This window comes from Thioalkalivibrio sp. ALJ21 (assembly GCF_000378605.1).
Classification (GTDB): domain Bacteria; phylum Pseudomonadota; class Gammaproteobacteria; order Ectothiorhodospirales; family Ectothiorhodospiraceae; genus Thioalkalivibrio.
In genome coordinates, this window is record NZ_KB905156.1 from 670814 (window position 1) to 682887 (window position 12074).

Here is a 12074-nt window from a genome sequence, read left to right on the forward strand (position 1 = left end):
CACCGCCGCATGCTCCCCCTGATCCGTGGCCTGCTGTTCCAGGTGGGGTTCATCGGCTCCACGCTGGTGTTCGGCCTGCTGGTCCCGCCGCTGATCTGGCCACTTTCGCGCCCGGCGCGCTACCGCGTCCTGACCCAGTGGGGGCGCTTCAACGTCTGGTGGCTGCGCATCACCTGCGGCGTGGACTACCGGGTGCGCGGCGCCGAGCACATCGACCCCTCGCGGCCGCATGTGGTGCTGTCCAAGCACCAGTCCGCCTGGGAGACGGTCGCTTTTGTGGCGATCTTTCCGATGCAGACCTGGGTGCTCAAGCGCGAGCTGATGCGCATCCCCCTGTTCGGCTGGACGCTGTCCATGCTGGACCCGGTCCCGATCGACCGCGAGGCCGGGCGCCAGGCCCTGGAGAACCTGGTCGCGGAGGGCCAGCAGCGCCTGGACCAGGGCCGCTGGGTGATCGTCTTCCCAGAGGGGACGCGCGTGGCCCCGGGCGAGCACGGGCGTTACCGCCAGGGCGGCGCGATACTGGCCGCGCGTACCGGCTATCCGGTGCTGCCGGTGGCGCTGAACAGCGGCAGTTTCTGGCCGAAAAAGGGCCTCCGGCGCTACCCCGGCACCATCGAGGTGGTGGTCGGCCCACCGATCGAGACCGCCGGGCGCAAGCCGGTCGAGGTGCTAAGCGAAGCCGAGGAATGGATCGAGACCGCCATGGCCGGGATCGAGCCGCGTCCCGCCAAACCGTCATCGGAGGAGTCGCATGGCCAGTGAACCGCTGATTGGCGCCGCGCTGGTCGAGTTGCGCGATCGCAGCATCTACCGCGTGGGCGACTCGGACCCGGCCGTCTGGCTGATCGACGACCGCGAGCTGGGGGGTGTGCTGGTCAACGCCCCGGCCTACTCCGAAGCCTTGCTGGCGGCGATTCGGGCGATCACCAAGCCCGCCTACCTGTTCCTGCCCAGCCGCCATGGGGCGCAGGATCTGGAGGCCTGGCGTCAGGCCGGCCTCGAGACCCTGGCGTTCGAGGCCGAGGCACCGGCGATCCGGGCCGGCGGTGGCGAGATCGACATCGCCTTCAACCGTAAGCAGCGCCTGTCGCGCACCATCGATTTCCTGCCGATGGCCGGGGTGACCGAGGGCACCTGTGCCCTGCGGCTGAAGAACCTGCCGGGGGTCGTGTTCTTCGGGCCCGCGCTGGCACCGGGGGCGGATGGCTGGCCCACGCTGATCCAGACGCCGGAGGATCACTCCTTCGAGGCGCGCCTGTTCGGCGCCCTGGGTGTGAAGGACCTGAAGTTCGCCTATGCCTTCTGCGACCGCTTCGACCCGGCCAGCACGCAGTACGGCCCGGACGCCGACCAGCACATCCAGGCCCGCATCGAGGCCGTGTTCGACGAATAGCAGTACCGCTGGGGGAGCCCCTCGGTGATTGCCGCGGCGCTTTGCGCCTCGCAATGACGGGGCTGGGCGAGTCAGGCGCGGGCGATCAGGGTCTGGATTACGTGGCCGGCGGCGGTCAGGCCGAAGATCGCGGGCAGGTAGGAGATCGTGCCGTTGACCGAGCGCGGACGACCGCCCTCGACCGGGCGGTGTTCGGTGCCCTTGCGCGGCTGCTCGATCGAGAACACCACGGGGTAGTCGAGCCGCGCGTCCATGCGGCGCAGGTTCTTGCGCATCTGCCGCGCCAGTGGGCATACGCGGGTGGACTCCAGCGGGCCGACCCGCACGGCCGTGGGATCGATGCGCCCGCCGGCCCCCATGCTGGAGATCACCGCCTGGCCGCGGCGCTGGGCCCCGGCGACCAGGGCGGCCTTGCAGGCGATGGAGTCGATCGCGTCGAGGACGAAGTCGGCGTCTGCCGGCACCAGGTCGGCGATGCTGTCCGGGCGTAGGAACTCGCGCTGGATGTTCAGCTCGATCTCCGGGTCGATGTCGCGGATGCGCGCCTCCATCACCGCGGTCTTGGGCTGGTCCAGGGTGGAACGCAGGGCGACCAGCTGGCGGTTCAGGTTGGAGGCGGCGACGACGTCGTGATCCACCAGGGTCATGCGCCCCACCCCGGCGCGGGCGATGGCCTCGGCGGCATAGCTCCCGACGCCGCCGAGGCCGGCGATGAATACATGCCGGTCGCGCAGGCCGGCGGTGACATCGGGACCCAGCAGGAGGTCCGTGCGTTCGCTGTAGGGATTGTGGGGCGTGCTCATGAATCCGGGTCGCTCGGGAGCCGGAGGACCCGGCGTGCATTTTGTGACGTGATTATAGCCATCTCGGCCGGGTCGATGTCCCGCAGCCGGGCCAGGTGGCGGTTCACCTCGGCGGTCATCATCGGTTCGTTGCGCTCGCCCTGGTGCCCGGCCAGCGGCTGATCCGGGGCGTCGGTCTCCACGACCAGGGCCTCCAGCGGAGCCTCGCGCACCACGCGGTGCAGTCGTTTCGCACGTTCGTAGGTTACCGGCCCGCCGATGCCCAGGCAGCAGCCGAGGTCGGCCGCCTGCCGGGCCTGCTGCGGCGAGCCGACAAAGGCATGCAGGATGCCGTTCACGCCAGGGTGCTCGCGCAGGCCCTTCAGCACCGCGTCCAGCGCCCGGCGGCTGTGGATGATCACCGGCAGGTCGCGTTCGCGGGCGATGGCCAGTTGCCGCGTGTAGAACCGCCACTGGCGGTCCCAGTCCAGTCCGTCCTGGTAGCCATCGAGCCCGATCTCGCCGACCGCGATGGTCTCCGGGTGCGTATCCAGCCAGGCCTCCAGGGCGTCGAGGTCCGCGTCCGCATGTGCTTGCAGGAAGATCGGGTGCAGGCCGTAGGCGACATGCAGGCCCGCGTGCTGGCGGTGCAGGGCCTCCAGGTCCGGCCAGCGTGCCCGCGTAACGCCGGGCAGGACCAGCTCCTTGACCCCGGCGGCTTGGGCGCGATCCAGCACGGCCGGGCGATCCGGATCGAACGCGTCCAGATCGAGATGGACGTGGGTGTCGATCAGGTGCACCGGGCCCTCCCGGATCTATGGGCAGGGGTAGGTATAGCGGGCGTGGATGGCCTCGATGGCCTCCAGCGCGGCGTCGGGCAGGGTGATGTCGATGGTCGCGATGTTCTCGCGCAGCTGCTCCATCGTGGTTGCCCCGATCAGGTTGCTGGTCACGAAAGGCTGCTGGTTGATGAAGGCCAGCGCCAGCTGCGACGGGGTCAGGCCGTGTTCGCGCGCCAGACGCGCGTACTCTGCGGTGGCGGCCAGGCCGGATTCGTTGCTGTAGCGCTGGAAGCGCTCGAACAGCGTCAGGCGCGCCCCCGCGGGCTTCGCCCCGTCGAGGTACTTGCCGGAGAGCATGCCGAAGGCCAGCGGCGAATAGGCCAGCAGGCCGGCATCCTCGCGGATGGCCATCTCCGCCAGCCCCGCCTCGAAGCTGCGGTTGAGCAGATTGTAGGGGTTCTGGATGGAGACGATGCGCTCGGACAGGCCGCGGTCATGGGCGCGGATCCACTCCATGAACCCCCACGGGGTCTCGTTGGAGATGCCGATGGTGCGCACGCGGCCGCTCTCAACCAGTGCCTTCAGCGCCGCCGCGGTCTCCTCGATCGGGGTTGCGCTTGCGTCCGGTTTGTGGACGTAGCCGAGCTGGCCGAAGAAGTTGGTGGCGCGCGCCGGCCAGTGGACCTGGTACAGGTCCAGGTAGTCGGTCTGCAGGCGCTGAAGGCTGTCGTTCAGGGCCTGCTCGATGTGTTCGCGGTTCAGCTGCGGGCCGCCGCGCAGGTAGTCGATCATGCCGGGGCCGGCGACCTTGCTGGCCAGCACCACGCGGTCGCGGTTGCCGCGCTTCGCCAGCCAGCTGCCGATATAGGTCTCGGTCAGGCCCTGGGTCTCCGCGCGCGGCGGGACCGGGTACATCTCGGCGGCATCGATCAGGTTCACGCCCTGGTCGAGTGCGTAGTCCAGCTGTTCGTGGGCCTCGGCCTCGGTGTTCTGCTCGCCCCAGGTCATCGTGCCCAGGCCGATCAGGCTGACCTCGATATCGGTACGTCCCAGTTTGCGGTATTGCATGCCAGTCCCTTGCCTCGTGGGCGGTTCAGGTGAACAGAGTGAGGACCCCGGTGTAGCCGTACAGGCGGTTGGCGAAGATCTCGCCATTGGCGAAAAAGCCGACCAGGGGCACATCTCCCAGACCCTGCTGCACGATCGCCAGTTCCGTGCCCTCCTGGCCGAACTGGTGGCGCCCGCGCCCGATGCAGGAGACATAGATCGCCCCGCGAATCCCGTTCGGGGCCTGGGCGCGAATCTGCTCCAGCATGCGCTCGAGGTCCTCGCGGGCGGCCTGGCCGTCGCGGCGCACGAACAGGATCTTCTGCCCGGGCTCCAGCAGTTCGCCGACCGCGAGCACCTCCTGATCGAGGTCCACGCCGATGATGTTGCGGACCCGGTAGTCGCCGGTGTCCGAGCCGGGGATCGGGAAGCCGACCAGGATGTAGCCCAGCGCCCGCTCCAGGTCGCGCGACAGGACGTCGCCGATGATGCCCTTGAACGCCGGCAGCGCCCGCTGACCATCCAGCTGCACGATGATGTTGCGCCAGGTTTCGGTCAGCTCGTGCTGGCCGGGCAGCGGGGTACAGCCCTGGCTGTGGCGGGCGGCGATCGCGACATCGTCGCGCAGCGCGAGTCCGGTGATGCCCGAGGCGACCACGCCGTCGGCGATCTGCACCGCCCCCTCCTCGCCGGAGTGGATGCCGCCGGTGGCGAACCAGGCAGTCCGGTCGCCGATCTCGGTCAGCACGGCCTCCACACCCTCCGTGCGCGGATCGGCATTGAGCAGCAGGCGGCCCGGGGTGGCGGGGTCGAGAAAGCCGTCCAGGGCCTGCTTCAGCTCGTCCAGGCTGTGGACCGGACGCTGGATCACGCGCGCGGAACCGGCCGGGAAGTCGCCGATCATCAGGGTAATCGCCACGTCTTCGTAGAATTCCTGGTCCGGCCCGATCACGGCCATGCCCATGCCGCCGACGAAATGGTCCACCCCGAGTTCCTTGCGCAGCGTGTCCATGACCAGGCGGGCATTGCGGCTCAGCGCGTCGGAGACGTAGATAAAGCCCACGCGCACGGTCTCCGGATCCCGGGGCGGCAACGGGCCTAGCCCCTGGATCAGTTCCGTGGCGAGGGTGCGCGGGTCCTTGCCGCTGGCGGCGGTACTGACAAAGCGTTCCATCAACGTTCAGGACTCCATCAAAGCCCGAGCTGCTCCAGCATGCTAAGGGCCTCGTTGTCGGTTTCGGGGATGCCGCGCTGGACCGTCATCCGGTCGTTCTCCGCGAACTCCAGGCGGGCATGGTGGCGGGTGTCCAGTTCCTCCAGGAACCAGGCGATCTCGGAGGGGTGGACCGCCCGTTCACCCCGCATCAGGTGGCGCGCGAGGATCGCGTCCTCGCGGACGTCCAGATACAGCGGCTGGGGCAGCGCCAGTGGCAGCACATGGGTCTGTACCAGCCACTCGATGGGCGTTGGACGCCGCGCCGGCAGGCGGCGGCTGTCGATGCGGAAGTGCCCGCCGCCGCCAGGCTGCTTCAGCAGCTCCTCCAGCCAGTCGCCCTCGAAGCCCTGGTGCACGATCAGCGAACGGCCGGTATAGCGGCTGCGAAAGCGTTCCATCTGTTGCGCGGGGCGTGGCCCGAACAGTCCGAACACGGCAACTCCATGGGTCCAGGTGGATCGTCGGAATGCTAGCCCAAACGCCTGTCACCACAAAAAAGCCCCGCCGGAGCGGGGCTAGGGGAACTTCCGGAACGCTTGTGCTCAGCCGCGACGCGACAGCATGTCGTGGATGATCGGCGCGAGGATGACCTCCATCGCGAAGCTCATCTTGCCGCCGGGCACGACGATGGTGTTCGGCCGGGACATGAAGGAGTCGGGCAGCATGTTCAGCAGGTAGGGGAAGTCCACCCCGAATTTCTTCGGCTCCCTGAAGCGGATCACCACCATGCTTTCGTCCGGGGTGGGGATGTCGCGGGCGATGAACGGGTTGGAGGTGTCCACCGTCGGCACGCGCTGGAAGTTGATGTCGGTGTGGCCGAACTGCGGGGTGATGTAGTTCACGTAGTCCGGCATGCGGCGCAGGATCGTGTCCACAATCGCCTCGGCGGAGTAGCCGCGCTCGGCATTGTCGCGGAAGATCTTCTGGATCCACTCGAGGTTCACGATCGGCACCACGCCGATGCCCAGGTCCACGTGCTGCGCGGCATTTACTTCACCGTTCACGACCAGGCCGTGCAGGCCTTCGTAGAACATCAGGTCGGTACCCGGCTGGATCTCTTCCCAGGGGGTGAACTCGCCCGGGCCGAGGTTGGTGCCGAGACGCTCGTTGTGGGCGGCGGCTTCCTCGTCGGAGTGCAGGTAGTAGCGCTTCTGGCCCTGGCCGGTCTCGCCGTAGGTCTTGAACAGATCCTCGATGCGATCGAACAGGTTGGCCTCGGGGCCGAAATGCGAGAAGTGCTGATTGCCTTCGTCGGCGGCCTTCTTCATGGCCTCCTTCATCGCCTTGCGGTCATAGCGATGGAAGCTGTCGCCCTCGATGACGACCGGGTTGATTTGTTCGCGACGGAAGATCGACTCGAACGAGCGCTTGACGGTGGAGGTGCCGGCCCCCGAGGAGCCGGTCACCGCGATCACGGGATGTTTTTGCGACATGGGGTTTCTCCTTGCAAACGAAGCTGCGACAAGTTGTCAGAAAATGAGATTGAGCATCAACATGGCCACGATACCGAACAGCAGCGTCATGATGCCGCCGGCCTTCATGTAGTCCTTCACCCGGTAGCCGCCGGGGCCCATGATCAGGGCGTTCACCTGATGGGTCGGGATCAGGAAGGAATTCGAGGTGGCGATCGCCACGGTCAGTGCGAACACGCGCGGGTCGGCGTCCATGCCCGCGGCTTGGGCGGCGACCGCGAAGTTGATCGCCAGCGGGACCAGCAGCACGGTCGCGCCGACATTGGACATGACCAGTGTAAAGAACGTGGCCAGCGCGAAGATCGTCGCCTGCAGCACCCAGGGCGGGACGGTCCCCAGCAGCTCCAGCGTGTTCTGCGCAATCCAGGCGGCGGTGCCGGTGTTCTCCACCGCCATCCCCAGCGGTATCAGCGAGGCCAGCAGGAACACCGTCTTCCAGCTGACCGAGCGGTAGGCGTCGTCGAGGCTGATCACGCCGGTCAGGATCATGCCCAGCGCGCCGGTCAGCAGCGCTACCGACAGCATCAGGTCGGTGAACAGGATCAGGCCCACCGTCAGCGCCAGGAAGAACAGCGCATGTGGGACCTTGGAAGGACGCAGTTCCTCGCGCGGGTAGTCGGAAGTGATCACGACAAAATCGCGATCCTTGTCCAGGCGCGCCAGTGACTCCCAGGTGCAGTGCACGACCAGGATGTCGCCGATCTCGAGCGGGATGTCACGCAGGCCCTCGCCGAAGGTTTCGCTGCCCCGCTGGATGCGCATCACCGACAGGCCGTAGGTCTGGCGCATGGCCAGTTCGGTCACGGTCTTGCCCGCGAGGTTGGAGCCGGGGGCGATCGCGACCTCGGCGACCCCGGAACGGCTGGTGTCCAGCGCGTTCGCGAACACGTCCAGCCGGGTGGTCGGGCGCTTGCGCGTGCCTTCGCACAGCTTTTCCATGCGCGCGGGACTGGCGAGCACGGCCAGGTGCGAGTTGGCCTGGATCTCGTAGCCGGTCCAGGGCGCCATGCGCAGTTCGTCGCGCACATAGGTGCCGACGATCGCGATCCCGGTCTCGCGCTCGATCTCGGCCACGGTGCGGCCCACCAGTGGATCCTTCTCGGGCACGAACACCTCGTGGATCTCGTAGGACAGGCCGTACACGCGCTGGAAATATTCTTGTGCGCTCTCGCGCTGCGCGGACTTGGACTTGACCGACGGCAGTACGAAACGGCCCAGCACCACGAAGTAGACGATGGTGGTGGCCAGCAGCGCGAGGCCGATCGGGGTTACGTCGAACAGCTGGAAGGGCTCCATGTTCGACGGCAGCAGGTCATTCAGCAGGATCAGCGGGCTGGAACCGACCAGGGTGATGGTGCCGCCGACGATCGCGGCGAAGCCCATTGGCATCAGCAGGCGCGACAGCGGGATCCCGAGGCGGCTGGAGATCCGGCTCATCACCGGCATGAACAGCGCGGCGGCGCCGATGTTCTGCATGAAGCTCGAGATGACGCCGACGGTGCCGGAGACCGTCGGGATGATGCTCTTCTCGGTGGTGCCGCCCACGCGCATGATGAAGGCGGCCACCTTGTGCATCACGCCGGTCTTGTCGAGACCGGCGCCGATGATCATCACCGCGATGATCGCGATCACCGCATTGGAGGCAAAACCGCTGAACAGTTCGTCCTGCGCGACCAGCAGCCCGAGCCCGGGCACCAGGGTCAGCAGGCCGAGCAGCACCATCACCGAGATGGCAGCCAGGTCCACACGGATGACCTCCGTCACAAACAGGAAGATGGTGAACGCCAGCAGCGCGAGCACCACGATCATCTCGGTGGTCAGCGTAAGGTTTTCCATGTATCGATTTCGTGTCCTGAAGACCCGCACCGGACGGTGCAGGGCCGGGGCTGAGGGGGCTGGCGAGTGGCCCTGGCCGGTAGCCAGTGGCGTGGGAGGCGTCGCCGGTGCTCCCCCTTGGAAGCGCGCGATTATTTCATCCCGGGCGGTTGGACGCAAAAACCGGGCCGTTTGGACCTTTCGCCAGACGCTGGCTGTCGTACGCCGGCCGGTCGGTTATGCTGGACGAAAACCGTCAGGGAGACGCCTCATGTCCGATGCCCCGCTTTGCCGTTTCGAGACCATCGTGCTGGCGACCGACGGGTCCGAGTTCAGCGAGTCGGCCGAGGCCGTTGGCCTGGATCTGGCTCAGCGTTGCGGGGCCCGGCTCATCCTCGCCCGTATCATTCCGACCGATACGCAACACGACGCGCTGTCGCCCCGGCGCAGCCACGATGCGAGCGTGACCGCGCAGGGTGACCTGGACGTGCTCGAGAAAAAGGCGCGTGAACAGGGCCTCGATGCCCTGCCCATCCTGCGCCACGGGGTGGACCGGCACCAGGAGATCGTCAAGATCGCCGAGGAGTACAAGGCCGGTCTGATCGTGATCGGACGCCGCGACCGCAACGATCTCGCGCGTCTGATGGTCGGCGACGCGACGCGCAAGGTGGTGGGCACGGCGCCGTGTAACGTCATGGTCGTTCCGCGTGGCGCGCAGGCGCCGCACCGGGGGCTGCTGGTCGGGACCGATGGCTCCGAACTGGGCGATCAGGCGGCGCGCGCGGCGATCGAGCTCGCCGGCTATTGCCAGTTGCCGATCACCATCGCCTCGGTTGCCGTGCCCGGCCAGAGTGACGAACGCCGCCAGGAGGGTGTGGATGCGATCCAGCGCCTGCAGGGCGAGGCCCGGGAGCAGGGCCTTCAGGCGGACGCGACCTTCGAGGAAGGCCGCGCCGAGGTCACCCTGATTGACGTGGCGCGGCGTGACAACCGTGACCTGATCGTCGTGGGCAGCCACGGGCGCACCGGCCTCAAGCGTCTGCTGATGGGCTCGGTATCCGAGCGCGTGATCGGCGGCGCCGACTGCCCGGTGCTGGTGGTCAAGGACCTCCAAGTCTAATTGCACCCCCTGGTTCTCGATTCCCCCTGAACCCTTTTTGCCCGGCTTTTGCCGGGTTCTTCAACTGGATTCCTCTAGGGAAACACTGATTCATGTACACACTCGCGTTGGTACCCCAGGTTTTCCGAGACAAGGCGCGTCGTGCAGTGGGTAGTGGTTCTACCCGCAAGCGGCGCAACGCAGGATCGGGGAACCTGGGGTGCCAACCCCACAACTTAATGAACGAAGGGGCTCGGCCGCTTTTGCGTGCGCACTGCGTTGCGGCTCCCTTGTGCAGAATGACTGCACGGCGGTCACCGCGCCTTGTTCGCACGCAAAAGCGACTCGAGCGCGAGCGTGTACATGAATCAGTGTTTCCCTAGATCCCGATGGCTCTGCTGACCCTGCGCGATATCCACCTGGCCTACGGTATGGCCCCCCTGCTGGACGGCCTCAATCTGAGTCTGGAGCCCGGCGAACGCGTGGCCGTCGCCGGGCGTAACGGCGAGGGCAAGTCGACCTTGCTCAAGGTGATCGCGGGTGCAATCCAGCCGGACTCGGGCGAGGTGGTCCGCCAGGACGGCCTGACGACCGCATACCTGACCCAGGAGTTGCCGCCCGGGGTCGAGGGCACGGTGTTTGATGTGGTCGCCGAGGGGCTGGGCGAGGCCGGGCAACTACTGGAGCGTTTTCATCACCTGAGCCAGGCCGCCGCCAGTGGTGACGCCGAGGCCCTGGAGAAGATGGGCCCGGTCCAGGCCCGGCTGGAGGCGATCGACGGCTGGAGCCTGCAGAACCGGGTCGAAACGACGCTTTCGCGCCTGGAGCTCGACCCCGAGGCCGGATTCGCCGCGCTCTCCGGCGGGCTCAAGCGCCGCGTCTGGCTGGCGCGCGAGCTGGTGCGCGAACCGCAGCTGTTGCTGCTGGACGAGCCGACCAACCACCTGGACGTGGCCGCGATCCGCTGGCTGGAGGAGTTCCTGCGCGGGAGCGGGCTCACGGTGGTGTTCATCAGCCATGATCGCCAGTTCATGGAGCAGGTGGCCACCCGCATCCTGGAGCTGGACCGCGGCCAGGTGTACGAACACCCACCCTCGATCGAGGCCTTCCGCACGCGCCAGGCCGAGCGCCTGGAGGTCGAGGCGCGTCAGCGCGCCGAGTTCGACCGCAAGCTGGCGCAGGAGGAGACCTGGATCCGCCAGGGCATCAAGGCCCGGCGTACGCGCAACGAGGGCCGGGTGCGAGCCCTGCAGGCCCTGCGCAAGAAGCGCGCCGAGCGCCGCGAGCTGGGGGGGCAGGTGCGCATGCAGCTGTCGCCCGAGCAGCGTTCCGGCCGTCTGGTGATCGAGGCGGAGCATGCGGACTTCGGCTATGACGACACGCCCGTCGTGCGCGACGTGAACCTGCTGCTCCAGCGCGGCGATGCCCTGGGTATTGTTGGCCCGAATGGCGCCGGCAAGACCACGTTGCTGCGCGGTCTGCTGGGCCAGGTGACACCACTGGCCGGCACGGTGAAGCTGGGTACCCAGCTCGAGATCGCCTATTTCGACCAGGCACGGGCGCGTCTCGACGAGACGACCACCGTGCAGGATGCGGTCGGCGAGGGCCGCGACCGCGTCACCGTGAATGGCGAGACCCGGCATGTGCTGAGCTATCTCGGGGACTTCCTGTTCCCGCCGGAGCGCGCGCGCCAGCCCGTATCGGCCCTGTCCGGTGGCGAGCGCAACCGGTTGCTGCTGGCCAAGCTGTTCCTGCGCCCGGTCAATCTGCTGGTACTCGACGAGCCCACCAACGACCTGGACGTTGAGACTCTCGAGCTGCTGGAACAGCTGCTGATCGAGTACACCGGGACGGTGATCGTGGTCAGCCACGATCGTGCCTTCCTCGACAACGTCGCCACCAGCACGCTGGTGCTGCCCGGCGATGGCACGGTCGAGGAATTCGTCGGCGGCTGGTCGGACCTGCCCGCGCGCGTCACGCAGCGCCTGCTCACGCGCGAAGCGGATACCGGGGCCCAGGAGGCACCCGCCGCACCCGAGGCCCGCTCCGAGTCGACGCCCGCAACGCCGGAACCACCGCCACCCCGTGCCCGCAAACTCTCCTACAAGGAGGCTCGCGAGCTGGAGGCCCTGCCAGGCCAGATCGAGGCGCTGGAAAACGAGCACCAGTCGCTGGCCGAGGCCCTGTCGGACCCGGAGGTGCTGCGCGATGGCGAGCGGGTGCGCGAGCTGCAGGCCCGGCTCGAACAGGTCGAACGTGATCTGGCGGTGGCCTTCGAGCGCTGGGAGGCGCTGGAATCACCCTGACTCTTTCCGCGTCATCCGGTGTGATGTGACTCTCAAAACGGCCGGGGCTCAACTTCAGGGGAATGCGGCCGTAACAGGGGATGAATCGTCTCTACAGGCAGCGGAAGACCCGCTTGCACGTGATGGCATGCGCCCGGCAGAAGGCGCTGAGGAAGGAGT

The 12074-nt window shown here is 67.5% G+C and carries 11 protein-coding genes; 4 read left to right on the forward strand and 7 right to left on the reverse strand.

Going from position 1 to position 12074, the window contains the following annotated elements:
• Positions 1–9 precede the first annotated feature (9 nt).
• A complete protein-coding gene (locus F579_RS0109260; protein ID WP_019023473.1) occupies positions 10–765 on the forward strand; it encodes a 1-acyl-sn-glycerol-3-phosphate acyltransferase in 756 nt (251 codons plus the stop codon).
• Entirely contained in the window at positions 755–1396 is a 642-nt protein-coding gene (locus F579_RS0109265) for a hypothetical protein (protein WP_019023472.1), read from the forward strand. The genes F579_RS0109260 and F579_RS0109265 overlap by 11 nt, the downstream gene beginning before the upstream one ends.
• 71 nt (positions 1397–1467) lie before the next feature.
• On the opposite strand, the gene F579_RS0109270 is transcribed toward F579_RS0109265, so the two are convergent.
• The 7 genes from F579_RS0109270 to F579_RS0109300 all read right to left on the reverse strand — a co-directional run bounded on the left by F579_RS0109270 (position 1468) and on the right by F579_RS0109300 (position 8531).
• Positions 1468–2199, reverse strand: coding sequence for a ThiF family adenylyltransferase (locus tag F579_RS0109270; protein WP_019023471.1), 732 nt, complete (start codon positions 2197–2199; stop codon positions 1468–1470).
• On the reverse strand, positions 2196–2978 hold the full coding sequence (locus tag F579_RS0109275; RefSeq protein WP_019023470.1) for a TatD family hydrolase: 783 nt from the start codon (positions 2976–2978) through the stop codon (positions 2196–2198). Before F579_RS0109275 ends, F579_RS0109270 begins: the two co-directional genes overlap by 4 nt.
• A 15-nt stretch (positions 2979–2993) precedes the next feature.
• Positions 2994–4028 (reverse strand): NADP(H)-dependent aldo-keto reductase, encoded by a 1035-nt coding sequence (locus F579_RS0109280; RefSeq protein ID WP_019023469.1) that lies wholly within the window; start codon positions 4026–4028, stop codon positions 2994–2996.
• 25 nt (positions 4029–4053) lie between these two features.
• Entirely contained in the window at positions 4054–5181 is a 1128-nt protein-coding gene (locus tag F579_RS0109285) for an FIST C-terminal domain-containing protein (protein ID WP_019023468.1), read from the reverse strand.
• Positions 5182–5198: 17 nt separating this feature from the next.
• Positions 5199–5657, reverse strand: a complete 459-nt coding sequence (locus tag F579_RS0109290; RefSeq protein ID WP_019023467.1) for a hypothetical protein — start codon at positions 5655–5657, stop codon at positions 5199–5201.
• A 108-nt stretch (positions 5658–5765) separates the two neighbouring features.
• Positions 5766–6656: a phosphoribulokinase gene (locus F579_RS0109295; RefSeq protein ID WP_019023466.1), complete on the reverse strand. Its 891-nt coding sequence runs from the start codon at positions 6654–6656 to the stop codon at positions 5766–5768.
• A 36-nt stretch (positions 6657–6692) separates the two neighbouring features.
• Positions 6693–8531, reverse strand: a complete 1839-nt coding sequence (locus F579_RS0109300; protein ID WP_019023465.1) for an SLC13 family permease — start codon at positions 8529–8531, stop codon at positions 6693–6695.
• 250 nt (positions 8532–8781) lie between these two features.
• On the opposite strand from F579_RS0109300, the gene F579_RS0109305 reads away from it, so the two are divergent.
• Together F579_RS0109305 and F579_RS0109310 are read left to right on the forward strand one after the other, a co-directional pair.
• Positions 8782–9630 carry a universal stress protein gene (locus tag F579_RS0109305; protein WP_019023464.1) on the forward strand — a complete coding sequence of 283 codons (849 nt, stop codon included), beginning with the start codon at positions 8782–8784 and terminating at the stop codon, positions 9628–9630.
• 368 nt (positions 9631–9998) lie between these two features.
• On the forward strand, positions 9999–11915 hold the full coding sequence (locus F579_RS0109310; protein ID WP_019023463.1) for an ATP-binding cassette domain-containing protein: 1917 nt from the start codon (positions 9999–10001) through the stop codon (positions 11913–11915).
• Positions 11916–12074: the final 159 nt, after the last annotated feature.